Genomic DNA, 24,407 nt, shown 5'->3' on the forward strand with positions numbered 1-24,407 from the left:
CATCGAGGCGCTCATTGCAGCAGTAAGCAAAATTGCGTACAAACGATTACTTATCGGGTCTAGGCTCAGGAAAACTCATGCCATGAGAATTGAGAGACTACCGCTGAATGCACTGCGCGCGTTTGCGGAAGCGGTGCGGGAAAACAGTTTCAAAGCCGCTGCGTCTCGTTTAGGGGTGACCCCTGGTGCCGTTAGCCGACAGGTGAAACAGCTGGAGGGTCACTTAGGCGTAGCGCTGTTTGAACGGCATGCCAATGGGGTGCGCGCCACCGAAGCAGGCAGGGGGCTAGCTGAAGATGTTCAAGCGGGGCTTTTGCGCATCGCCAGCGGCGTGCAGAACGTCACCGAGCGCTCAGAAGACGCTTTTCGATTGCTACTGAGTGCACCACCTTCTTTCCTACAACTTTGGCTACTCCCCCGCTTGCCCGGTTTTGAAGCCCAAGAGCGGCAAATAGAGATCTCTCTGGATGCAGAGGCGCGCTTAACGCCACCGTTATGGATGCCCAACAGGGCGCGCTTATCGCTGCGCTACGGCCAAGGGCCTTGGCCAGGCGTTACCAGCCAGCGTCTATTTGAAGACACTCTCTTTCCTGTTTGCTCGCCAACCCTGTTAACCCAGGAACATATACACGAGCCCGCCGACTTGCTGGCCCAGACACTGCTCACCGTCGATTGGTGCAGCCAGGCGGGCCATCCGATCCCAAGCTGGCAAGACTGGTTGAAAAACGCCGGGGTGGCCATCAATAAAATCCCCCATCAGCGCCAATACTCGCTCTACAGCTTGGCACTCGACCAGGCTATGGCCGGACAAGGCGTTGTACTGGCCAGCTACCCACTGGTGGCCGACCGACTCGCCAGCGGGGTGTTGGTGCGCCCATTTGCGGAACAGTATCCGCTCGCTTCTCCGTTCGCCTATGAACTGATTCTGCCTTCTGAAGGCGTTACGCCACCGGCGGTGGCACGTTTCATCGAATGGTTAGAGCAAGAAGCGGCTCGCTTTCGTGGCGCAGCACGTTAGGATTTTGCTTCGGCTTCACGTTTATAATCCTGAAACAACCCATACTGCCACTGCCTTACCGCCAGCACAGATGTGGTGCCAAACCGCTGGTGAATAGGCAGCCCGCTTTCTCGTTCACACAGGGAGTGGAACTCTTTAGCAAGACGCTGCATGGTCTGCTGCCATTCGGCATTACCCGCGGGGGATAGCAAGCCATTGAGTACGACCAGCTTTTCGCTGTCGCTATCAAAGCGAGAGCGGAAAAACTCGTTGGCGATGTACTGCTGGAAGAAACGCTGGATCGGCCCGTTCACCCGCCAGCGAAAATTAGCGGCTAACCGCCGCCTGATACGGTTACCGGGGAGTAGCTCAATAAGCTGAAGCCGCTCAAGCTTGAGTAACTGCCGGGTACACTCCAGTTCGCTTAGCTGGTACTGGTGATGAATTTCGTCGAAGCTATAGCCATTGATAACGCAGACCGCTACCAGAAACAGCTCACGGTCATCGACGATACTTTGCTCCTGGGCCTGAGTCAGTTCCTGCAGACGCTGCTCCCCTGCCTGCATGGTCTGCACCAGTTCGACGAACTCAAGGTTAAGCTGATCACAGATGCACTCTAGCCGCGCCAAAGTAAAGTGCTTTTCAGCGAACAGGCGCTTCACCGAGGCCTCGCTAAGCCCCAACCACCGGGCAACATCGGCATAGGTTTTACCCTGAGCACGAAGCTGGCGTTTTAGCGTTTCAATCAGCGAATCGGCTTGGGACATAGACATCTCGTAAGCGGAATGAAGGCGCACCATACATAAAAAGTAGCAGGTAGTGATACCAACCGGCACTTATAACACAACTTTTCGCAAATTAGTTGCAACAAGCAAGCCTTACTTAGAAAGTGCGAATACTTACAGGGACTTATAAGGCTACACAACCATGCACCGACTGCTGCAATTGAAAGGCGCTTTGCCCTACCTGATCGCCATCTTCCTCAATGCTTTTGTGGATCTGGGGCACAAGATTGTCATTCAGAACACGATCTTCAAAAGTTACGACGGTGAAACACAGGTCGTCCTCACCGCGTTGGTCAACGGACTTATCCTGCTGCCCTTTATTTTGCTGTTTAGCCCGGCGGGGCACGTGGCAGACAGCTACCCCAAGGTGCGCATTCTGCGCACATCAGCCTGGGCTGCCGTTGTGGTTTCACTGGGCATCACCGCCGCTTACTATCAAGGCTGGTTCTGGCTGGCCTTTGCGATGACGCTACTGCTGGCGATCCAATCGGCTTTCTACTCCCCGGCCAAGTACGGCTTGGTAAAAGGGCTGTTCGGCAAGCCGCGCCTGGCAGAAGCCAACGGGTTGATCCAGGCCGTCACCATTGGGGCCATTCTGGCAGGTACCGTGGCGTTTACCGCACTGTTTGAAACCTGGATAACACCTACCGATCAAACGCCAGCGCAGCTGTTGCGCCAGATAGCGCCCCTGGGCTGGCTACTGGTACTCAATAGCGCTATTCAGGTGGCAACGCTTTACCGTCTTCCGCTTGATAGCACTACGCAATCTGATACTCCATTGACTTGGCAACGCTACATTAGGGGTGCTGCACTAAAAGATAACCTGCAGATTATCGTCCGCCAGCCCGTCATCAGGCTGTCCATTATCGGCCTGGCCACCTTCTGGTCGGTGGGCCAAGTGCTACTGGCGGCCTTTCCCGCCTATGCAAAAGACGCCCTCAGTATCGATAACACCCTGGTACTGCAAGGCATTCTGGCGGCTAGCGGTATCGGGATTGCGCTGGGCTCCATGCTTGCCAGCAAGCTTTCACATAACCGCATAGAAACGGGCTTGATTCCCGTCGGTGCTGTTGGGGTAGCCGTGGGGCTATGGTGCCTGCCGCTGTTCACCACACCTGTTGGTCAAGCGCTGAACTTTGTGTTTATTGGCATGATGGGTGGACTGTTTATCGTACCGCTTAACGCGCTGATTCAGTTTCACGCCGCCGACAACGAGCTAGGCACCGTGCTGGCTGCCAACAACTGGATTCAAAACATCGCCATGCTGGGCTTTTTGGTGCTCACGGCGCTGTTCGCACTGGCAGGAGTAGACAGCCACTACCTGCTGTTGCTCATTGCCACGGTGGCGATGGTCGGCGGCGGTTACACCATTGTTAAGCTGCCCCAAAGCCTGGTGCGCTTCCTGTTGAGCTTCTTGATGACTCGTCGCTACCGGGTCGATGTGCATGGCTTGCAGAACCTGCCCGCCCAGGGAGGTGTGCTGCTACTGGGCAACCATATCAGTTGGGTGGATTGGGCCATGGTACAGATCGCCAGCCCCCGCCCCGTGCGCTTTGTCATGCTCAGATCGGTTTACCAGCGCTGGTACCTGCGCTGGTTCTTAAAATCCTTGGGCTGCATTCCCATCGAGCGTGGCAGCGGTGCCGAAAAGGCCCTGGCCGATGTTGCTGAACAACTCAACGCAGGCGAGGTGGTGTGCCTGTTTCCTGAAGGGGCGATCAGCCGCACTGGCCAGCTGGGTGAGTTCCGCCGGGGCTACGAGCGCGCCTGTGGAATGGCTAACCCCGACGTAAAAATCGTGCCTTTCTACCTGCGCGGCCTCTGGGGTAGCCAGTTTTCCCGCTCGTCCAGCAAGTTAAAGGAGCTGCGCAATGCGCCCCTGCACCGCTCGGTCGTGGTCGCCTTTGGCAAACCGCTGCCCAAAGATACCCCCGCGGATGTGCTGAAACGGCGTATTTTCGAGCAGGCGACCCGCTCCTGGCAGCAGGCCATGGACGACCTACCCACCCTGCCTAATGCCTGGATTCAAAGTGTTAAGCGTCGCCCTGGCGAACTTGCCTTGGCCGATACCCAGGGCCACCCACTCAACGCAAGCCAGGCACTCACCGCCAGCCTGCTCATGGCTAAACGGATTCGCAAACTCAACCCAGGACAGAACGTTGGCCTGCTGCTGCCCACCAGCAGTGCCGGGGTCATTGCCAATATGGCCACGCTGCTGGCCGGTAAAACGCTGGTGAACCTGAATTACACCGCCGACCAGGAAGCGTTGACGTCCGCCCTTTCCCAGGCGGAAATCACCACCGTATTCACCTCACGGCGATTTTTGAAGACGCTTGAGCAGCGCGGACTCGACGGTAGCCAATGGCTTGGTGAGCAGCAGGTGGTCTTTTTAGAAGACCTGCAGACCACGATTGGTAATGCCGAGCGTTTGAGCACCTGGTTTGCGGTGAGAATACTGCCGACTTGGCTGCTACAGCGCTGCTTCTGCCACGGCCACGATGCCGACGCGACTGCCGCCATTCTGTTCTCCAGTGGCAGCGAAGGCGAACCCAAGGGCGTGATGCTGAGCCACCGCAACCTGATGGCCAATATCAAACAAACCTCGGATGTACTCAACACACAGAGCAACGACGTGGTAATGGGCTCACTGCCGCTGTTTCACGCCTTTGGCCTCACAGTGACCCAACTGCTGCCGTTGATTGAAGGGCTTCCGCTGGTATGCCATCCCGCCCCCACCGATGCTCCAGGTATCGCCGGCGCCATTGCCAAGTACCAAGTCAGCCTTATGTTTAGTATGCCCAGCTCGCTGCCGTTGTTTGTCGATAGCTCAGAGGTTTACCCGCCAATGCTGGATAGCTTGCGGGCGGTCGTCGTAGGGGCCGAGACGTTCGATGAGAGCGTACGCGCCAGCTTTGCTCAAAAATTCAGCACGCCTATCTACGAAGGCTATGGCGCGACTGAAACCGCACCGGTAGCATCGGTCAACCTGCCCGACGCCATGGGCGCTAACTACCAGCAGGTGCAACGCGGCAGCAAGCCAGGCACCGTGGGCATGCCACTGCCCGGCACCAGTTGCAAAATCGTTGACCCTGAAAGCTTTGCAGAACTGACTACCGGCGAGGCGGGCATGATATTGATCAGCGGGCCGCAGGTGATGAAAGGCTATCTTAGTGACCCGCAGCGCACAGACGCCGCCATCAAGGAGCTCGACGAACAGCGTTGGTTTGTCACCGGCGATGAAGGATTTATCGATGAAGATGGTTTTTTGACCTTGATTGCTCGTTAACCTTTCAGTCATTGAGCAATCGTGGTCAGGGTAAAATGATGCAAAGTGAGTTATAGATGTTTTGAAAAGAAACCCATCAGCAACTCGTAATGCCTATTCTGCCCAGCGCTGCTGGGTAGGTATATGACCCTCGTCTTCGTAGTAGTGCACTTCCGGGCTGCGACCGTGCTCACGCAGGCGTTTTTCCAGGCACTTGGTCATTTCAACCGACCACACCGCCGCTTGAGTAGCCATAAGGGAACGCCAAGAAGCCATGGGCGGCGAATAGTACCGCGTCCCGGTGGCTCCCCCCACGCGCCTTCAGAGCCATGCAGCAGCATGATGTCAGGAAAGGGTCCATCAACCGGCGGGCCTTAAGTAGCGCCCCAGTCGGGCAACTCGCGCTGCACGATGTTTAAAGGCATTTAGACTCCCTGCAGGCTTCCCTCATCCTCACCCCCGTCGCCTACCCTCGACGCTGATTCATTCTATTCCGACGGCTCCCCCTCAGCGTTATCCGCCTCCGAGGAGCTTTTAACTTTCGCCCCACGCGCAACATCCTGATGACTGATAACCACGACGTCTCTCGGCCACCATTCGGGGTGATTATCGCGGATAAATGCCATCAGCTTTTCTCTTACGTTCATTTCCGCTGTCCACCCGGCCATGGGGTCAGAGGTCATTAAATAACAGGACACGGTTTGCGCCGTTGCCGTCTGGGCCGTCACATAACACAGCAGCTTGTGGTGCTCGATAACGCAGTCCTCTTCCTTTGCGAACTCCAGAAACTTGTCTCTGATCAGCCCGATATCCGCACTCAGGTGCAGGGTCAGTTCCACGTATCGGTACATCTTGATGCTCTTGACCGAGAGATTCTGGAAAGGCTTGGACGTAAAGTACGTAACAGGCACGATCAACCGCCGTTCGTCCCAGGTTCTCAAGCGGATGAAGGTATAAAAAATGCCTTCTACATAGCACCACTGGTCTTCAAAGATCACCAGATCACCAATGCGAATCGGCTTGGCAAACGATAATTGAAAAGACGCTAGAATATTGCCCAACACCGCCTGACCGGCAACACCCACCAGTACCGCCAGAACGCTGGCAGACGCCAGAATGGATAACCCCATGGATTCAAAAAGCTGTATCTGGCCGAGGACATAAATCGACACGCCGGTGACGGAAACCAGGATAATGATGCGGCGTAGCGCGTAGAGCGACGTCAGTAATTTGCGATCATCCTTGGGCTTGGTGTCATCAATTTCCCCTACCATGCGTCGGGTCATGCGCAGCATCAGGGTATCCACGAAACGCATCGCGATGGTGCCAGCCGCCCAAGCAAGAATACCAATGAGTAGAACACGAAAAGTGGTCGTCGCCACCGCCGAAAACGAGACGACGTAATTCAACAGCATTTGGGTGAATAGCGACATCACGATCAATGCCGTCGGCATCCCAATCTGCTCGGCAAACATGCGGAAAGCGCCGGCGGGCAACCAGTTCGACATCAAACCGATCAAGCGATGGACCCCCCAGCCCACCATGCCCACGAACAGCAAGAAAACCGGAATAGCGAGCCATTCCCACAGTCGCAATATGCCAAACGACGTCTGCAAGCGTTCAGGGATATATTGCTCCAGCATCGATGGCCCGAACTCTTCATACAGCACTGGAATATACGAGACGCTGATGGGCATGATCAGCCACATCGGTTCATCATCACCCACGCGATAGCGAGCAAGCCGGATATCATAGGTTTGCCCGTTAGCCCGTAATGATGCCAACTCCAGGTTACGCCGCGTTTCGCCAACAAGGGGGTTTTGGCCAGCGGGGTCTTCTATCACGGCGTCTTCTCGCCCCGACAGGTTATCGACGCTGATCCGTTCGCCACGCTTGAACACTTCCGCCAACTGTCGAGCCAGTTCCTGGCCTTTTTCGCGCTGCTCACTGTTGCTCAATTCCGACAGATTGAGTATGTGCGCCGCTTTTTCGTACTCCCCCTGTTCGGTGAGATCAAGAAAGCTTCGCATGGCTTCCCTTGGTGTGACGCGGTTGGCTTCTTCAGGTACTTCGCCAAGCCCCGTGTTGAGCGAATCAACGCTAAACCACCGACGGTTCTCGCTCTCTTCTCCTTGAGTTTGCGCCGCGCACAGGCTGGAAAAAGTGAAGGTCAGAACCAGCACTAGCCACGCGGGCCACGAGACGGTTGCTTTCATACTTACCTTATTGATTGAGATGGGCCACTTGTCTGCCGACGACAGGCCGGGAATGCGCCATTCCAGGCCTTCCTGGTCAGTGAAGTCAAGAGTACAGCCTACCTGGCTTTATGAAGCAAGGTGGAGTGCATCAATAACCTGCGGCGATGCAGGCGACTTGGACAAGGAAGTCGTTAACTGCGTCCACTCACCGCTCGCCTTTCGTTCCAATATTGCAACAATGATTCCCAAAAACCCCATCTACTGCGCCTTTTGTTCTAGCAGTATGATTTCTGCGTGACAACATATCTCTGCCAACAGGAGTACATGATGAAAAAACTGTTGCGTGTGACGAATGCGCCACGGGCTCATTGGGTAGGCGATGGATTTCCTGTTCGTTCGCTTTTTTCCTATGGTCAACGTTCAGAACAGCTGAGCCCTTTTCTGTTACTCGATTACGCGGGCCCTGCAAACTTTACGCCTGCAAAACGGCCTCGCGGCGTGGGGCAGCACCCGCACCGTGGGTTCGAAACGGTAACGATTGTTTACCAGGGTGAAGTGGCGCACCAAGACTCCACCGGTAAAGGGGGTGTCATCGGCCCCGGGGATGTGCAGTGGATGACCGCAGGCGCAGGCATTCTGCACGAAGAGTTTCATTCTCCGGCATTTACTCAGTCAGGCGGCTCGCTGGAAATGGTCCAACTGTGGGTCAACCTGCCAGCAAAAGACAAAATGGCAGCCCCTGGCTACCAGGCTATTTTTAATGCTCAGATCCCTGTGATCGAATTGCCGGATCAAGCAGGCCAAGTACGCGTTATTGCCGGTGAGCACCTTGACCATGCAGGGCCTGCGCGCACTTACTCCCCCATGAACGTCTGGGACGTTCAGTTAAAAGGCGGCAAAGTCGCTACGCTGAACCAACCCACCGGTTGGACGACGCTTCTGGTGGTACTGCATGGCACCGTACAGGTCAATGGCGAACAGGTAGTTCGGGAAGCACAGGTTGTCGAACTCTCAAGGGAAGGGGAAGCAATGAACATCGAAGCCAATAACGACACCTCTTTTCTGCTGCTCAGTGGTGAGCCGCTGAATGAGCCAGTCGTAGGTCACGGACCTTTTGTCATGAACAGCGAGCATGAAATCATTGCGGCAATCGATGATTTCAACTCTGGACGTTTTGGAAAGATGCCCACCTGAAGCTCACTTTTGAGCTAACCCGCTAGCTGCCTTGGGCAGCTAGCTTTTGGTTTTATGTTCCAGGCTGCCCTGGGAAAGGAATAAATTCCGCATCATCGCCCTGGGGAAGGCGAAAGCGACCATGCTCAAAATCCGCTTCTACCCAAGCCTGCTTGGCAGCCGCCAGTTTTTCACGGGAAGAGGCGACGAAATTCCAAGAGATATACCGTGGCCCATTCAGGGTTTCGCCTCCCAGTAACATCAACCGAGAACCCGCTCCCCCAGCCACCACGGTTATCGGGTCGCCCGGTCGGAAGACCATCATGCGGCCAGCTTCAAAGGTCTCGCCTGCGATAAGGACACTGCCGGACATCACATAAATACCTCGATCTTCATGATTATCCGGTAACGGTAGCTTTGCGCCTGGCTGCAATATCGCATCCGCATAAAACATTTCGGAGAAGGTCTCTACCGGCGCCCGTTCTCCCCATGCCGTGCCCAAAATCAGGCGCACTTCCTTGCCCTCGCCTTTAAGTATCGGCAGCGCTTCCTCGCTGTGATGCTCAAAGCTGGCTGGCTTGTCTTCATGCGTCTCAGGGAGCGCTACCCAGGTCTGAACACCTAATAGCGGGTGTTTGTGCTGGCGAGTGATCGCACTGGTGCGCTCAGAGTGGGTGACCCCATTGCCCGCCACCATCCAATTAACCGCGCCAGGACGAATCATTTGGTCAGTACCCAGGCTATCGCGATGCTGGAACGCCCCCTGATACAGGTACGTCACCGTGGCAAGCCCAATATGCGGATGGGGGCGAACATCAATGCCTTCACCCTTCAGAAATTCAACGGGCCCCATCTGATCAAAAAAGATGAAAGGTCCCACCATCTGGCGTTTAGGAGCAGGAAGCGCACGGCGCACCTCGAAACCACCCAGGTCCCGAGCACGGGGAACAATCAGTGTCTCGATATCATTCACGCTACCGGCGGATGGGCATTTGGGCTCTAAATCAGGCATCCAGCTCATAGGGTTTTCCTCCAGCAGTGAGAGGCAGACAACGATGTCGTGTGCCTGGTTGTATGAGGCAGTCAACTGTCAGTACTCGCTTCTATTAAGTTAATCCATATCAGCGAAACATCCATGGGGCGACCAAACGGACGACGCGAGGCATCACCACATAGACCACCAGCCCTACCACGCTGGCCGCGACGATACCGTGCCTGATCCCCCACGTACTCAGCCAGGGGAGCAGTGCAAAGAGCGGTGTCAAAAGAACAGGAACCAGAAGGGTAAGCGGCCAGATAACCGAGGTGGTCACGAGCCACTGTTTCCAGCGCACAGGCTGCTTGTTGGTGGGCGCACTAGGTGGCGAAAACCAGTAGTCGATACCGCTCTGAATCTCGATTACCTCCTCTTCCCGAAAAGCAGGTAACGCATCATTGATCAGTGCTTTTCGCTCGGCAGACTCAAGCCATCTTCCTGCATCGGCATGGGAGGCAAACCTTAGCGCGATTTCATAGTCATTGTGCCCCTCAGCAGGGCGCAAAATATGCACGCCTAGATGCCCCGGATACTGAGCGGCCACATAAATAATTCTTTTTAACCATGACTCGTACTCGGCCCGGGCATCGGACTTTACACGATGGCATATCTTCAGTGTGATCGCCCTCGACTCGCTAGGTGGAGCTGCAAGAGATTCAGAGATCATTGTGATCTTCCATCACCAATGGACACGCGGTGGGTGCCATCCTGAAAAGCCATGACGGAGGCGCACTCGCCCCCGTCATGGGTACGATTTACTTGCTGGTCAGCGTGCTGTAACTATTCATTAAATTACGGTAGTCAGGTAGGTGGTTGGCAAACAGCGTGCCGAGACCTTCTACATCATTGCGCCAATCGCGATGCAGCTCACAGGCTGCGCCAAACCATGTCATCAGTTGTGCGCCTGCAGTGGACATACGGTCCCAGGCGGCATCACGAGTGAGCTCATTAAAGGTGCCCGAAGCATCGGTAATCACGAAGACGTCAAATTCCTCTTCAAGAGCAGAGAGCGCCGGGAAAGCCACACACACTTCGGTTACCACACCGGCGATGATCAACTGCTTTTTGCCCGTTGCTTTTATGGCGCTAACGAAATCCTCGTTATCCCAGGCATTGATCTGCCCAGGACGTGCGATGTAGGGAGCGTCTGGAAACATCGCTTTCAGTTCGGGCACCAGAGGGCCATTGGGACCGTCTTCAAAACTCGTGGTGAGAATGGTGGGCAGTCCAAAATATTTAGCCAGATCCGCCAGCGCTAATACGTTATTTTTAAAACGATCCGGATCAATGTCACGTACTAGCGACAGCAACCCGGTTTGGTGATCCACCAACAGAACAGCGGCATTTTCTTTATCAAGACGAACATAGGGCTTGGCCATGATGTACTCCTTTTTATCTACAAGGCTGCGTGAGCAGTGGCTAATGAAGTGCCAACATGCGTTTCCACATGCTTTATAGAGTGTAGTATTCCGCTTATTCGAGGATTAGATAAAGAAATTAGGACACAGCGTTGCATAGGGAGAACACACATGACGGCCCCCAACCTTAACGATCTGTATTACTTTGTGAAGGTCGTCGACCACGGTGGTTTTTCGCCAGCGGGGCGTGCCTTAGGCATCGCAAAATCCAAGCTGAGCAGGCGCGTGGGCGAACTAGAAAATCAGTTGCATGTTCGCCTGATGCACCGCTCGACCCGCCACCTGACGCTTACCGATATTGGCCACCGTTATTACCAGCACTGCAAGGCGATGCTGGTGGAAGCGGAAGCCGCCCAGCAGTTCATTGAAGAGAGCAAGCAGGCCCCTTGCGGCGTTATCCGTATAAGCTGCCCCACCGGGCTGTTGAGCTTTCACGTGAGTGCCATGCTGGCGGACTTCATGACCCTTTACCCAGAGGTAGAGGTTCATCTCGAAGGCACCAATCGGCGCATTGACCCGCTCGTGGAAGGCGTGGATATCGCTCTGCGTGCCCGCCCCCTCCCCCTGGAAGACAGCGACCTGATTCTTAAAGTGCTGTCGGATCGCGGTCAGTGCCTGGTGGCAAGTCCGACACTGCTTGAGGAGTATGGTGTCCCCTCTACCCCCGAGATGCTCGCCAACCTGCCCAGTTTAAGCCGGGCACGGCCGGAAGAACCGCATGTTTGGCGCTTGAAGCGTGACGGTGACGAGCGTGTGGTGGAACATTCACCACGCTTTATTACCACCGACATGACCGCGCTCTATAAAGCGGCTTTAGCTGGCGTCGGCGTGGTGCAACTGCCTAGCTTGATGCTGGGAGATTCGCTCAGGTCAAAAACCTTGGTGCAAGTAGTGCCCGAGTGGGAACCACGGCGGGAAGTCATTCATGCGGTTTACCCATCGCGACGCGGCTTACTGCCTTCGGTCAGAGCGCTGCTGGATTTTCTTGCCGAACGCTATGCCGCGCTTGGTTCTGAATACTGACATGGGAGACTACCGAGCCGATGCTCCCAGCAGATTAAGCTCACTATCATGGAGAGCAACCAGTAAGGGTTCGCCATCTTCATTGATACGAAAACGGCCGTAACGGGCAGGCTCGTAGCGTTCAGCATGACCTTCCTGGAAAAAGAAGGCATCAGTGGCAAAGCGCACTTGGCCATTGCGAATCCGATAGCGCAGTTGCTGTTCGTCGTCGGCTAAAGAGGTGCCATCATCCAGGCGCTGGAATCGAGCGATACGCTGTTCATCCAAGCGCACAACCACATAACCATTGCTGGCTTGCTGTGAGTCCTCAGCCTCAGCTTGACCAAGCGCGCTTTGAATGCGGTTACTGAGGGCGAAGTGGAGGGCCATATAGTCACCCTGCATCAGTGAACGCGGGTCGACGGGCGCCAGCTCAAGGTAAACGATGTCACCCTCGGCCAGGTGGCGCTCTTTCTCCCAAATTGCCCAGTTGACCACCGCAAGAATCAGCAAGGTGGTCACAATAATGACAACGCGACTCCACTTGGCACTAAGCATCATGACCTGGGCTCCCGCGGTGTGATGGCGCCATGCCACACACGCAGTGACTTGCGCAGCACCCAACGCAGCACGAAGGACAGTACCCCTATCACTAACAGCGTTAATGCCTTGATGAGTAGCGTCGTATCCAGCCAGTAGTAATAGCTGCCCATCCCCACCAGCAGCGACAGCACACCTAGCCCCATCAGTAGGCGATGACCTATGGCAACCCCTAGCAACATCACCACGACACCTTGCACAACCATTGGTACGTATAGAGACATCAAGAGCAACGCGGCAACCCCTACAAAGACGCTCCAATGCCGCGGTTGCGTTTTGAAAACCCTTTGCAGCAGCAGTGCCAGCGTCAGCGCTAATACGAGGGTATTCAACCACGGCGCCAACCACCCTCCGGTGCCTGTACTGTGACTTTCAAATTGAATCAATAACGGCTGCCCGACATGCGCGACTCCCTGCAATACCAGCAGGCCCACCAAGAGGCCATAGCCCCAGGCCTGGACACTTCTGATATGCCTGGGCCAGCGAAACTCATTCAGCCAGAACAGCGTAAGCGCCAACAGCACCAGCCCGCTCGCGGCTTGGTCCAAAGCACTCATCGCCAAGGCCATATACAGCGCCAAGCTGGCGGCAAAGGCAGAAAAGCTTCGATGAACCAGACTCGGCATGACCAGCGCCAGCACGACCTGCAAACCCAACAGTGGCCACCAGAGATAAGCAGACGTTTCCCAGACCATCACCCATGCCCAAGCCACTAACAGTTGGCCGACCAAACTCACTGCCAGCGCCAAGTGTTCAAGCACATCACTGCGAGCCGCACTTAATAATGCAAACGCGGCAACGATCATGGCGATTCCCAGCCCCATCGACGCCTTCGAACTTTCCACCACCGACATAGCCCCCAGGCCGATAAAGCCAAGCAGGAACAACGCCGCCAGCCAACCGGAAAATGCCTGCAACAGGCGTACAAACCAAGGCACTTCCTGGGATGCTGCTGTGTCGTGCTCGTTTAACGGGATACCCGCCTGATCCAACCGGATGATTAGGGGTGTCGTTTCGCGCGTCATTGGGTAACCTCCAAGTGTAAACGCTTCAACCACACCACGGCCCCAGCCCCCAGTGCTAACACCACAAGCGCAAGCATCAGCATACTGCCCGCCTGCCACTCGTCCTTCCCTATCAAGAACCTGGCCATCAGTAACGTCACGACACTAATCACCGATACACAGCCCCCCGCCACCAACAGTAAATCGGGGCGCCAGAGGCGATACATGCTATACAGGGCCAACAACCACAGCGGGTAAACCACTAGCGTCGGTGCAAAAGACGCCGAATTGACGATCCATGTCATCATCAGGAACGTGACAGTCACCCCACTTCCCAGCGCCAATAAGCGTATACCCCAACGACTCGAGCGCCAGCCCCGGCGCTGTAGCCCCCACTCCCAAACGGCAAGCGCCGTCGTGTTGAGCGCAAATAGCCACCAGAAAATGGCATCACTGCTGATAAACCAAATATCCAGCGCCCCGCCCCACGTATCGAAATAAAGCCAAAGCGAGACGTTAAGCAGCCCGAGCCACAACACCCAGAGCACTTCAAAACGCGCCACCCAAACCCAGGGCAGCGTAAGCACCGCCCAAGCAAAGAACAATTGCCATGGGTCAGCGCCGGTTTGATACACCTGCCCCAACAACGCCAAGAGCACCCCGACCAGCAGGGACGCTGCCGTTATCGCAACCTTAAAAATTAACCGCCGAGTAGTGCCCCAAACGGCAACCCCGGCTGCCAACACCAGCGCCACCTGCACCAGTGCAAAACGCGGCCAGCGGCCCATCTCTGCCCAGTTATACGCGATGAAAAACAGCACTGCGAAAGCCAGCGCCAGCCCGCCTAGCCATAACAGCAGCCGATCAATCAGCACGGCCCAGGCCCGGGAGGAAGGAGACAACTCGGCAACGTCCACCGCGCGCGCCACCTGCTCGGGCGGTAGTGTTCCCTGTTCAATTAACGACACCAGTTCACGGCGTTTTGAAGCCATGGTTTTCCTTGTCAGTCGGTCAGAGCAATAAGGTTTTGAAACTGTCTACTAAAAAGGATGACCGAGCCAGCGTTCATCGTTACACCCGCTCGGCAAGAAAAAGATCACCTGCAACTTGTTTTTATAAGCTTTTACATACAAGTTGTGTAGAACCCTTCATCCAATTCAGCGTCGAATGCGTATGCTTTAAAACGATGCTGATGTTATAGCGAACCCAGCCACCCTCTGTCGACGGCTTACCCCCACAGGAGGCATCCAATGCTTATAAAGATTGCCAAACCGAGTGACTTGCACGAATCCGATGTCACGCCCGAGTCTATCTACCTATCCCGACGGCGCTTTATGGGCGGCATGGCAGGCCTGGGGGCAGGGCTCGCGCTCTCTGGTGGTGCCCAGGCCGCCGCCGACGACTATTCGGACGTTCCCGAAGACGATGCCCCCGGTTGGCTGAAAGAAAAGATCAGCGACGCCAAGTGGGATGCCATCACCCCAAGCGACCCTGAAAAGGACAAGCTCGCGCCCTTTGATGACGCCAGCCAATACAATAACTTTTTTGAATTCGGCACCGACAAGGGCGACCCTGCCCGCCATGCGGGTAGCCTGGAAACCCAGCCGTGGAGCGTGGTGGTCGACGGTGAGGTGAACAACGGCGGACGTTTTGCGCTTGAGGACCTGGTCAAACCGTCGCAGTTTGAAGAACGCATTTACCGCCTGCGCTGCGTCGAAGCGTGGTCGATGGTGATTCCCTGGCTGGGCATCCCGCTGGCCGAAATCATCAAGCGCGCCGATCCCACCAGCAAAGCCAAGTACGTACGTTTTGAAACCCTGGTCGACCCGGAGCAGATGCGCGGTCAGCGTTCATCCTTCTCGATCATCGACTGGCCCTACGTGGAAGGCCTGCGCCTGGACGAAGCCATGCACCCATTGACGATAATGGCCATGGGCATGTATGGCCGCGAACTGCCCAACCAGAACGGCGCCCCCTTGCGGCTGGTGGTTCCCTGGAAGTACGGCTTCAAGAGCATCAAGTCGATTGTGCGCATCTCGCTGGTCGAAGAACAACCGGTCAACTCCTGGCAGAAGATTGCCTCGGATGAGTACGGCTTTTACGCCAACGTTAACCCCAATGTGGACCATCCCCGCTGGAGCCAGGCAACCGAGCGCCGCCTACCCAACACCCTGTTCAATTCCAATACCATCGACACCCGGATGTTCAACGGCTACGAAGATGAAGTCGCCGAGCTCTATGCGGGCATGGACTTGAGGAAGCACTACTGATGGCAACGCAGCGCAAATGGTTGGCCTGGCGGGTGGCAGTGTTTCTCGCTGCACTCGCGCCGCTGATAGTCTGGAGTTGGCAGGTGGCGAACAACGCCGCTGGCCCGGAGCCAGGGCGCTACCTGCTGCTCAACATCGGGATTGGCGGGCTTTGGATGCTGCTGTTTACCCTCAGCCTGACGCCGCTGACAAAGCTAACCCGCTGGAAAGGCTTCGCGCTGATCCGGCGCCAGCTGGGTTTGTGGACCCTCGCCTACGCCACCCTGCATATGCTCAGTTACGCGCTGTTTATTCTGGGGCTTAACTGGGCGCTGCTGGGCAGCGAAATTGTCAAGCGCCCGTATATTATCGTCGGCATGATCGCGCTGATCGGCTTGGCCGTACTCGGGGCAACGTCCAACAAATGGTCGATGCGTCGCCTGGGCAAACGCTGGAAGCCGCTGCACAAATTTTCCTACGCTATCTTGGGCCTCGTTCTGCTGCACTTTTTCTGGGTGGTACGCGCCGATATGGGCGAATGGGCAATGTATGCGGCCATTGGCGCGCTCGTCATGGCCACCCGTCTGCCCCCTGTCTCGCGCACGCTGCCCAAACTACGCCACCGGTTGGGTCGAGCGTAGGTAGCACAACGCAATGCATCTTATGATTGGCGTCTAGCCGTTATGCCGTTCACTCCAGTTTAGTGAAACGCAATTGAGCAATCCGCGAAGGCGGTAAGAACGAATCTGACCGGGCGTTTTCCCAGTAGTGCTCAAAGACTGTGTGATGGCAGTTCCCGGTCAGCAACTCGTTAGGCTTCAAGAACGTGAAAAGCTGATCGTAGGATTGAATCTCATTTTCTGACACCCGCCGGATAATGTGCTCTGGGCCCAGCTCACTGGTATGACCAAGCCCGGCGGCGGCCAGCATCTCTGCCAACGCTCTTAGGGTGTTGCGGTGGTAGTGATAGACCCGTTCAGACTTATCGGCGACATCCAAATGCTGCCCCCGCTTCGGGTCCTGGGTTGCCACCCCGCTGGGGCATTTATCGGTATGGCAGTTGAGCGCCTGAATACACCCCAGTGAAAACATGAAGCCTCGACCGGCGTTGCACCAATCGGCTCCCAGGGCGATAGTGCGGGCAATATGAAAACCGGACATGATCTTGCCCGCCGCTCCAATGCGAATTTCGTCACGCAGACCAGCACCCACCAGCGTATTGTGAACCAGAGTCAGCGCCTCGGTTAGCGGTACCCCGAGCCGATTGATAAATTCCAGCGGCGCTGCCCCTGTGCCGCCCTCGCCTCCGTCAACCACAATAAAATCTGGCCGCTCGCCGGTTTCAAGCATGGCTTTGACAATGGCAAACCACTCCCATGGATGGCCAATCGCCAGCTTGAAGCCCACCGGTTTACCTTCGGAAAGCTCGCGCAGGCGGGCGATAAAATGCATTAACGCCAGCGGCGTTGAAAACGCCGTATGGGCGGCGGGTGAGACAACATCCTCGCCTATCGGTACGCCCCGCGCCTCAGCGATTTCAGCAGTCACCTTGGCGCCTGGCAGAATGCCTCCATGACCGGGCTTTGCCCCCTGGGAAAGCTTGATCTCGATCATCTTCACCTGATCGTCGCAGGCATTCGCCGCAAAGCGCTCCTCGCTGAAGGTTCCATCGTCGTTACGGCAGCCGAAGTAGCCCGAGCCTATCTCCCACACTAAATCACCACCGTGCTTGCGATGGTAGCGGGAGATCGATCCCTCACCGGTATCGTGATAAAAGCCACCCTTGTGCGCTCCGGCGTTAAGCGCCTCAATCGCATTGGCCGACAGCGAACCAAAACTCATCGCCGAAACATTGAACACACTGGTGGAATAGGGCTTACGGCAGCGGCTGCCGCCCACCTGAACACGAAAATCGTGATCGTCGATAGTGCTGGGTTGAAGGGAATGATTGATCCATTCATGGCCCGGCTGATACATGTCCAACAACGAGCCAAACGGCTTCTTGTCGCTTTCATTCTTGGCACGCTGATAGACCACCGCCCGCTGTTCCCGCGAGAAAGGCCGCGCGTCCAAGTCCGACTGGATAAAATACTGCCGAACCTCCGGGCCTATCGACTCAAGGATATAGCGCAAGTGGGCCAGGATGGGGTAATTACGGCTAACGGTACGCCGACGCTGACGTACATCGTGGACCCCAAGCGCCGACAGCAGGCCGAAGACCACCACGCCCCACAGCCACATCATTGAAAACATCAGCCCAATCAGCGAGATCGCCAACAGCAACAAACAGGCAATAAAGGTGGCATGTCGGAGAGGAATGCGGGTAAGCCCCCGGGGGTTGATCATAAGCGTACAAACTCCGTTTGAGTCGTTTCACACCACATGGCGAAACTGGCTAGCATAACGCAGAGAGTGCACGATCGACCAAGCCGCTTTTACCCCATGACGGGCGCATGCTGCGCCACCAACTCGACGACCCAATCGATGAACACACGCAGCTTGGCGCTGACGTGTCGATTGGGTGGAAAGGCGATGTACATTGGCATCGGCTCCAGGTGCCAATCATCAAACAAACGTACCAACTCGCCGCAAGATACGTGATCCCTAGCCATATAATCAGGCAACCAAATAACGCCGAGCCCCGCCAGGCCCGCGGCAAGCCCAGCATTGCCATCGTCGACCGAGATCACATAGCGCCCCTGCACGGTGACACGCTCTGAGTTGCGGTGCAGGGCATAGGGAAAGGCAGAGCCTGTGCGTGCCCATCTGAAACCGACAATGTAGTGAGGCGGGAGCGACAGTTCTTGGGGGTGCGAAGGAACACCTGCCCTTTTTAGATAGTTTGGTGCAGCGTAAACACCCAGCGTCAGATCACCCACGCGACGTGCCATCAAAGATAAATCGGTAAGCTCTCCGCCCCGCACCACACAGTCCACGCTTTCATCGATTAAATCCACCATGCGATCACTGACGCCCATATCGATTTGAATATCGGGATATTGAGCGTGAAAAGCAGGTAAGGCAGGAATCAGGATCATGCGAGCGAAAGGGCTGGGCACATCTACTCTCAGTCGGCCGCGAGGCAACACCGAGGCGTTGGACAGGCTGGTTTCGGCATCATCCATATCAGCCAGCAGCTTGATGACGCGCTCGTAGTAGGCCGCGCCATCCGCCGTAACGTTAACCTTGCGTGTGGTGCGGTTGAGCAGCTTGACACGCAGCCGTGCCTCTAACTGTTGCACCAGTTGCGTCACGCTGGTCTTGCTCATGTGAAGTGTGTCAGCCGCCTTGGTAAAGCTGCCCGTCTCCACCACCCGAGCAAAGGCCTGCATTGCATTGAAACGATCCATGGTTGCGACAAGCACCTCGTGATTGTTTGAAAACTACAAACAATGTTGAACAGAATCCCCCGTTTATCCACCACAAAGGCAGGCCTAAAGTGATATCACCGTAACTCACCGGTCGAATTCGACCACTGAAGGAGATTCACATGGCTAAGCGAGACGTCGTTTTTCCCCAGGGCCGCCAGGCGCTTTATGAGCAGAACACCTATTCCGCCGCCGTCCGCTCGGGCGACTTTCTGTTTGTGTCGGGCCAGGTCGGCAGTCGTGAAGACGGCTCCCCCGAGCCGGACTTTGCATCTCAGGTGCAGCTTGCCTTCGACAATCTACACAGTGTCCTTGAAGCAGCGGGGGCAAGCTTCGACGATATCGTCGATGTGACGAGCTTCCATACCGACCCGGAAGCCCAATTCCCTATCTGGTTGGAAGCCAAGGCGCGCGCGTTTCCGGAAAAACCCTACCCGAACTGGACCGCGGTCGGCGTGACGTGGCTGGCGGGGTTCGACTTTGAAATCAAGGTCATTGCCAAGCTACCCGAGTAAACACCCTGATAACTCAAGCGCCTACTCATCTCGGCTGAGCAGCGCTTCTACTGGCGGCCCCGATAGTTTTCTGCAAGCGCAGCGCGTCACGCTTTGGTGGCATCTTGAAAAGGCGACCGTATTCGCGAGTGAACTGAGAGACACTCTCGTACCCGACTTCAAAGGCGGCATTGCTCGCGGTCACACCTTCGTCAAGCATCAGGCGGCGTGCTTCGATCAAGCGCAGCCGCTGCTGGTATTGGCCCGGCGTTAGCGACGTCATGTGTTTGAAATGCTTGTGAAACGAGCTAAGACTCATGCCTGCCTCAGTCGCCAACTGTTCCACCGGCACACGTGACGTGTAGTTAGCTCTGAGAATCTCGATAGCGGCCGCGAGGCGGCTTGCGTAGCTATCCGGATCGGCAATCTCACGCAGTGCATTGCCGTGAGGCCCCGAGAGCAGCCAATAATGCAGCTCCTGCATGATGCCGGGACGCAGAAGCGGCGCGGAATCGGGGCGATCCAGCAGTTTTATCAGCCGGGATGCGCAGTCAATCAACTCGGCTTCAGTGTCTTCGGCGAATAGTGTCTGCATCTCGGATGGGCGCTGGGTGCGGGTGCTGCCCATATGCGCGGTAAGCTCGCGCAATATTCTTCTATCCAGGTCAATCGCAACGGCCAGGTAGGGCTCGTCCTGACTGGCTTGGATAATCCGTCCGACGACCGGCATATCCGCGCTCACGAGCACCGACTCCCCACCAGCGACCACTCGGGTCTGGTGCCCGACTGTCATCCGCTTTGCCCCCTGTAACACCAGGCAAACCAGCGGTTTGTAGACCGATTGCAAATCACCGGCGGGGGTTTCGACGCACATCATGCTAAGCCCGGGCACTGAGGTGAACACCAAACCATCGTGATTGGCGTGGTGCTTGGCATAGACTTGAACCGCCTGTTTGAGTGAATTCATCTGCTTTCCTCTCGCCGCCTGTTGATCAACGTTAGCATCCATCAACAGGAAACTCGCTGCACTTACAGGATTAGGCAAGTTTTGCGCATGGGCTGGCAAGCCCCGCCGTCACTGAATGATTAACACTGGGGCAGCTCGGCGATCACACCCACGCCGAAGGCATTCGTCATACCGAGTTATTCAGAAATGGAGGCGTTAACCATGAAAACATCAGGCAATACCATGCTCATTACCGGCGGTGGTTCCGGGATTGGCCGCGAACTAGCCTTGCGATTCAACGCGCTGGGCAACACTGTGATCGTCGCCGGGCGGCGCATGGAGCCGCTAGAGGAAACCATTGCAGGCCAGCATGACATGCACGCAATGGCCCTCGATGTCGAAGACCCAACGGCCATTACCACCTTTGCGGAGCGCGTCGTCGCCGAGCATCCCAGGCTCAACGTTTTGATCAACAATGCGGGCATCATGCGCCGCGAGGACTTGACCAGCACCCATGACCTCATTGATGCCGAACAGACGATCGTCACCAATCTGCTCGGCCCGATCCGACTGACCAATGCCCTGACCGACCACCTGGTCAACCAACCGTACGCCGCCATCGTGAATGTCTCCTCAGGGCTGGCGTTTGTGCCGTTAAGCGGCACGCCTACCTACAACGCCACCAAGGCAGCCATCCATTCCTATACGATCTCGCTCCGCGAGCAGCTCAAGGGCAAGGTTGAACTCATCGAGCTGGCCCCACCTGCGGTACAGACGGAGCTGACACCTGGGCAGTCGACCCGCGAAGGCTATATGCCGCTTAATGACTATATGGAAGAGGTCATGACACTGTTTCACAAGCAACCCACGCCCAAGGAAATCCTGGTGGAGAACGTAAAGTTCCTGCGTTGGGCGGAGCGCGACGGACACTTCGATCAGGCGGTCGAGATGCTCAGTAAAATGTAAGCCCTTTCCTCTAGCCTTCTAACTGGCAAATGCACTGTTTGCTGACGCACTGCAGTGCATTCTTCCATTGACTCCAACTGATATGGATAAAGCAAAGAGAGGTGAAGACAACTCCTTACTTCAACGCTAACTCAATATTACGCTCTATCAACTTCAATGTTTTTAATTACCCGAGCAGGATTACCGCCGACCACCACATTATCCGGCACATCCTTAATAACGACGGCACCCGACGCAATAACAACGTTATTGCCTACGCTAACGCCCGGGTTAATGATGGCACCGCCACCAATCCAGACGTTATCTCCAAACCTAATCGGCTTTGCGTACTCTTTACCCGCATTGCGCTCATGCGGATCGAGGGGATGCGTGGCCGTATAAATCTGCACATTCGGCCCCAGCATGCAGTTATCGCCAAAGCGTATTTCACAAACATCCAACAGTATGCAGTCGAAATTGGCAAAGAAGTTTTCACCAACATGAATATTATATCCATAGTCCAGGCGAATATTGGGCTCTACATAAAGACACTCCCCTGTAGAGCCAAATAACTCTTTTAACGCTTTCAAGCGCTGAGCGTCGGTTTCCAGTACTTGATTGTACTGCCTCACTTTGCGCCTTGCTTCCTCCTGCTCTTTTCTCAATACCGGGTCAGCAGGATTATAGAGTTCTCCTGCTAGCATCTTGTCTTTTTCTGTTCGCATTAGTCGCTTTCCTTGCTAGAGCCCCATATTAATCAACCTCGGCCTTTATTGTCTCGCGCCGGTTCGTCGTCGAGCGGTGCAGCAAATTCACGATATCATCGACACCACGGTAGACAACGGGAATCACTAGCTGGCTCAGAAGCGTAGACGTGATCAATTCGCCAATGACCAGGAAGGCCATGGCGGTCTACCGCCGTTTAATAGCATACTGATACGCATAGATTACCTATAGAAACTAAACGTTTTGGGTGGTTAACATAGCGGTTCTCTCGTCTCTGCTCGCCGTTAGCCAAGCGCCTATCATTCGCGAGAAGGAGGAACGCATGATGATCACGTCACGGGAAGACCTGGATGCCATCAAGCAGTCGTGCCAGGCAATGGTCACGAACAGCTCACGCCTTTCAGCCGGCGCGGCGATCATCCCCCTGCCGGGGGTGGATGTAGGCTCAGACGTCGCCATCTTGATGCGGCTGATCCCCAGGATTAATCACCAGTTCGGGCTAACGCCTGACCAAATCGAAGGTTTGGATACCGAAGCCAAGCTGTTCGTGATGACGGCCATTTCCAACACGGGCAGCAAGATGGCGGGGAAATACATCACCAAAAAGCTGATCGTGATGCTGCTACAGAAGATGGGCGTCAGGGTCGCTGCAAAAGGCGTCTCCAAGTTCGTACCCTTCGTTGGCAGCGCCGTGGCAGGCGGCATCAGCTACACCGCCATGAAGATGATGGGCAACCGTCATATCGAAGACTGCTATCAAGTTGCCCTGGCAACGCTGGAAAATGACCGGGAACTGGTTGTTATTGCAGAGGACCCGGCAAAGTCACTAAGCCGCGATGATTAGGTTATCAGCGTCATGACGCTCACACCGGCTTGCTTCGAGCGATCAAAATAGGTGGAAGCCTCTAGCAGCGGGTAGGGGCGCAAGGAGGCAAGAGGCCTTGCTTGGCATCCTTTTGCTGTACCCTTGAGCGACAGCCAAAGTGATCTCCGATTATGGCCCCGCTGACACCAAAACCAATCGGCATCATTCGATCCCGAGCCGGTGCGTCAGACCTTTATTCCAAACAGCTTTTCTGCATTCCGGAACGCAATTTTTTCCTTGGCGTCACGGGGCAGATCCACCGCTCTAAACCAGTCGGTGCCTTGCTTCATGTCTGCAAACGGGTAATCCGTTCCAAACATCACCCGATCCACACTGATGTACCTCAGCAAAAGATGAAGCAGTTCATCCTGGAAGAATGCGCTGGTTGTGTACCAGAAATTGTCACTGAAGTATTGCCCGATAGGCTTGTTCAGCGAGTCTTCAGTCGACTCGCTCATATCTCCCACGATACGCTCGTAGTAGAACGGCAGGCCCTCTCCCATATGGCCGATAATCATCTGCAGTTTAGGAAATTTATCGAACACCCCAGTGATGATCAGTCGAAGACATTGAGTCAGCACCTCCTGGTGCCATCCATATCCTGAACCGCTGAAAATGTAGTTCTGGAACAATTGGTCATACCCTGGCCGCATGGTGTTGTAATAAATATTGAACACGTCTTCCGGGGGGAAGCCTGGATGCAGGTATATCGGCACATCAAGTGCCTCGGCGCGCGCCAGAAGTGGCTCGAAATCCGGGTGGTCGAGGAATTTGTTGCCAATGAATCCATTGGTCATGGCCCCCAGAAAGCCATCTTCCCGAACGGCGCGTTCCAGTTCGTCCGCTGATGCTTCCGGGTTCTGCAGAGGCAAGGTTGCATAGGCCTGGTACCGCCCCGGGTAGGTGGCCATCGGGCCATCGGCAATCATCTTGTTGAGACGATAGGCGAAATCGATGCCCTCCTGACCAGGGACATTCTGCACGCCCGGCGTATGCGCGGAGAGGATTTGAACATTGATCCCCGCCTTATCCATTGCGCCGATGCGGCCAGGGCCAAGTTCTGCAAGACCCGTTTCCCTGAGGTACTCTACGTGTTGATCGTTAATCGCGTTCAGCGCGATCAGTTCCTCGGTAGTATAGGTCTCTTCCGTGGCGATAAATGGCAGATCCTGGTCTCGCAATGCGATGACCGATTTCTCTGTCGCAGCAGCACTGGAGATAATGGCAGGCGCGGACAACCCGGCACCAACACCAAGTGCCGCCGCGCCAGTTAGAAAACTGCGGCGTCCCATTGTCAGACTCTTTAGTTTTTTTTCGATCTGTTTCATGACAATTT

24 protein-coding genes are annotated in these 24,407 nt (G+C 55.6%); 9 read left to right on the top strand and 15 right to left on the bottom strand.

The genetic code is table 11. From position 1 onward, the window contains the following. Positions 1-82: 82 nt before the first annotated feature. Positions 83-1,018 carry a LysR substrate-binding domain-containing protein gene (locus QC816_RS10750; RefSeq protein WP_264824426.1) on the top strand — a complete coding sequence of 312 codons (936 nt, stop codon included), beginning with the start codon at positions 83-85 and terminating at the stop codon, positions 1,016-1,018. On the opposite strand, the gene QC816_RS10755 is transcribed toward QC816_RS10750, so the two are convergent. After that, complete coding sequence (locus tag QC816_RS10755; RefSeq protein ID WP_199284783.1) at positions 1,015-1,764, bottom strand: helix-turn-helix domain-containing protein; 750 nt, start codon at positions 1,762-1,764, stop codon at positions 1,015-1,017. The two genes, QC816_RS10750 and QC816_RS10755, sit on opposite strands and share 4 nt — an antisense overlap. Before the next feature lie 160 nt (positions 1,765-1,924). On the opposite strand from QC816_RS10755, the gene QC816_RS10760 reads away from it, so the two are divergent. Further along, positions 1,925-5,068: an acyl-[ACP]--phospholipid O-acyltransferase gene (locus QC816_RS10760; RefSeq protein ID WP_309782104.1), complete on the top strand. Its 3,144-nt coding sequence runs from the start codon at positions 1,925-1,927 to the stop codon at positions 5,066-5,068. A 93-nt stretch (positions 5,069-5,161) separates the two neighbouring features. Here QC816_RS10760 and QC816_RS10765 read toward each other — a convergent pair whose 3' ends face one another. Further along, complete coding sequence (locus QC816_RS10765; protein ID WP_309782106.1) at positions 5,162-5,302, bottom strand: hypothetical protein; 141 nt, start codon at positions 5,300-5,302, stop codon at positions 5,162-5,164. 233 nt (positions 5,303-5,535) lie between these two features. After that, on the bottom strand, positions 5,536-7,263 hold the full coding sequence (locus QC816_RS10770) for a mechanosensitive ion channel family protein (RefSeq protein ID WP_085920200.1): 1,728 nt from the start codon (positions 7,261-7,263) through the stop codon (positions 5,536-5,538). Positions 7,264-7,572: 309 nt separating this feature from the next. On the opposite strand from QC816_RS10770, the gene QC816_RS10775 reads away from it, so the two are divergent. Further along, a complete protein-coding gene (locus tag QC816_RS10775; RefSeq protein ID WP_309782109.1) occupies positions 7,573-8,439 on the top strand; it encodes a pirin family protein in 867 nt (288 codons plus the stop codon). 52 nt (positions 8,440-8,491) lie between these two features. Here the strand turns inward: QC816_RS10775 and QC816_RS10780 are convergent, their stop codons facing one another. From QC816_RS10780 to ycaC, 3 genes are all read right to left on the bottom strand, one after another. Then, positions 8,492-9,439 carry a pirin family protein gene (locus QC816_RS10780; protein ID WP_309782113.1) on the bottom strand — a complete coding sequence of 316 codons (948 nt, stop codon included), beginning with the start codon at positions 9,437-9,439 and terminating at the stop codon, positions 8,492-8,494. A gap of 100 nt (positions 9,440-9,539) precedes the next feature. Next, a complete protein-coding gene (locus QC816_RS10785) occupies positions 9,540-10,121 on the bottom strand; it encodes an antibiotic biosynthesis monooxygenase (RefSeq protein WP_340322851.1) in 582 nt (193 codons plus the stop codon). Positions 10,122-10,209: 88 nt separating this feature from the next. Next, positions 10,210-10,833, bottom strand: a complete 624-nt coding sequence (gene ycaC, locus QC816_RS10790) for an isochorismate family cysteine hydrolase YcaC (protein ID WP_085920196.1) — start codon at positions 10,831-10,833, stop codon at positions 10,210-10,212. 150 nt (positions 10,834-10,983) lie between these two features. Here ycaC and QC816_RS10795 point away from each other — a divergent pair, with 150 nt between their 5' ends. Then, positions 10,984-11,895, top strand: a complete 912-nt coding sequence (locus QC816_RS10795; RefSeq protein ID WP_309782119.1) for a LysR family transcriptional regulator — start codon at positions 10,984-10,986, stop codon at positions 11,893-11,895. Between the two features lie 9 nt (positions 11,896-11,904). Here QC816_RS10795 and QC816_RS10800 read toward each other — a convergent pair whose 3' ends face one another. Genes QC816_RS10800 through QC816_RS10810 form a run of 3 tightly spaced genes read right to left on the bottom strand, consistent with a single transcriptional unit; the run spans position 11,905 to position 14,470 of the window. After that, positions 11,905-12,435, bottom strand: a complete 531-nt coding sequence (locus QC816_RS10800; RefSeq protein ID WP_309782121.1) for a GDYXXLXY domain-containing protein — start codon at positions 12,433-12,435, stop codon at positions 11,905-11,907. Next, positions 12,432-13,499 carry a DUF4401 domain-containing protein gene (locus tag QC816_RS10805; RefSeq protein ID WP_309782123.1) on the bottom strand — a complete coding sequence of 356 codons (1,068 nt, stop codon included), beginning with the start codon at positions 13,497-13,499 and terminating at the stop codon, positions 12,432-12,434. Before QC816_RS10805 ends, QC816_RS10800 begins: the two co-directional genes overlap by 4 nt. Then, positions 13,496-14,470, bottom strand: a complete 975-nt coding sequence (locus QC816_RS10810) for a DUF2157 domain-containing protein (RefSeq protein ID WP_268901054.1) — start codon at positions 14,468-14,470, stop codon at positions 13,496-13,498. Before QC816_RS10810 ends, QC816_RS10805 begins: the two co-directional genes overlap by 4 nt. A gap of 258 nt (positions 14,471-14,728) precedes the next feature. Here QC816_RS10810 and msrP point away from each other — a divergent pair, with 258 nt between their 5' ends. Beyond that, positions 14,729-15,748, top strand: a complete 1,020-nt coding sequence (gene msrP / locus QC816_RS10815) for a protein-methionine-sulfoxide reductase catalytic subunit MsrP (protein WP_268901055.1) — start codon at positions 14,729-14,731, stop codon at positions 15,746-15,748. Further along, on the top strand, positions 15,748-16,368 hold the full coding sequence (gene msrQ, locus QC816_RS10820) for a protein-methionine-sulfoxide reductase heme-binding subunit MsrQ (protein WP_085920190.1): 621 nt from the start codon (positions 15,748-15,750) through the stop codon (positions 16,366-16,368). Before msrP ends, msrQ begins: the two co-directional genes overlap by 1 nt. Before the next feature lie 49 nt (positions 16,369-16,417). Here the strand turns inward: msrQ and QC816_RS10825 are convergent, their stop codons facing one another. Continuing rightward, positions 16,418-18,073, bottom strand: coding sequence for an FMN-binding glutamate synthase family protein (locus tag QC816_RS10825; RefSeq protein ID WP_199284773.1), 1,656 nt, complete (start codon positions 18,071-18,073; stop codon positions 16,418-16,420). Between the two features lie 89 nt (positions 18,074-18,162). Continuing rightward, positions 18,163-19,077 (bottom strand): LysR family transcriptional regulator, encoded by a 915-nt coding sequence (locus tag QC816_RS10830; protein WP_264824438.1) that lies wholly within the window; start codon positions 19,075-19,077, stop codon positions 18,163-18,165. Between the two features lie 140 nt (positions 19,078-19,217). Between QC816_RS10830 and QC816_RS10835 the strand changes: the two genes are divergently transcribed. Further along, positions 19,218-19,610 carry a RidA family protein gene (locus QC816_RS10835; protein WP_264824439.1) on the top strand — a complete coding sequence of 131 codons (393 nt, stop codon included), beginning with the start codon at positions 19,218-19,220 and terminating at the stop codon, positions 19,608-19,610. A 25-nt stretch (positions 19,611-19,635) separates the two neighbouring features. On the opposite strand, the gene QC816_RS10840 is transcribed toward QC816_RS10835, so the two are convergent. Further along, the gene (locus QC816_RS10840; RefSeq protein ID WP_264824440.1) at positions 19,636-20,556 is read right to left on the bottom strand and encodes an AraC family transcriptional regulator; all 921 of its coding nucleotides are present in this window, start codon (positions 20,554-20,556) and stop codon (positions 19,636-19,638) included. 201 nt (positions 20,557-20,757) lie between these two features. On the opposite strand from QC816_RS10840, the gene QC816_RS10845 reads away from it, so the two are divergent. Then, complete coding sequence (locus QC816_RS10845) at positions 20,758-21,501, top strand: SDR family oxidoreductase (protein ID WP_268901059.1); 744 nt, start codon at positions 20,758-20,760, stop codon at positions 21,499-21,501. 137 nt (positions 21,502-21,638) lie between these two features. Here QC816_RS10845 and QC816_RS10850 read toward each other — a convergent pair whose 3' ends face one another. Together QC816_RS10850 and QC816_RS10855 are read right to left on the bottom strand one after the other, a co-directional pair. Continuing rightward, positions 21,639-22,205 (bottom strand): sugar O-acetyltransferase, encoded by a 567-nt coding sequence (locus QC816_RS10850; RefSeq protein ID WP_199284770.1) that lies wholly within the window; start codon positions 22,203-22,205, stop codon positions 21,639-21,641. A gap of 28 nt (positions 22,206-22,233) precedes the next feature. Beyond that, positions 22,234-22,386, bottom strand: coding sequence for a hypothetical protein (locus tag QC816_RS10855; protein WP_176243727.1), 153 nt, complete (start codon positions 22,384-22,386; stop codon positions 22,234-22,236). Between the two features lie 142 nt (positions 22,387-22,528). Between QC816_RS10855 and QC816_RS10860 the strand changes: the two genes are divergently transcribed. After that, positions 22,529-23,050: a hypothetical protein gene (locus QC816_RS10860; RefSeq protein ID WP_422823505.1), complete on the top strand. Its 522-nt coding sequence runs from the start codon at positions 22,529-22,531 to the stop codon at positions 23,048-23,050. A gap of 206 nt (positions 23,051-23,256) precedes the next feature. Here QC816_RS10860 and QC816_RS10865 read toward each other — a convergent pair whose 3' ends face one another. Next, a complete protein-coding gene (locus tag QC816_RS10865) occupies positions 23,257-24,399 on the bottom strand; it encodes an amidohydrolase family protein (protein ID WP_199284769.1) in 1,143 nt (380 codons plus the stop codon). Positions 24,400-24,407 lie beyond the last annotated feature (8 nt).

This window comes from Vreelandella janggokensis, assembly GCF_031451615.1.
Taxonomy (GTDB): domain Bacteria; phylum Pseudomonadota; class Gammaproteobacteria; order Pseudomonadales; family Halomonadaceae; genus Vreelandella; species Vreelandella janggokensis.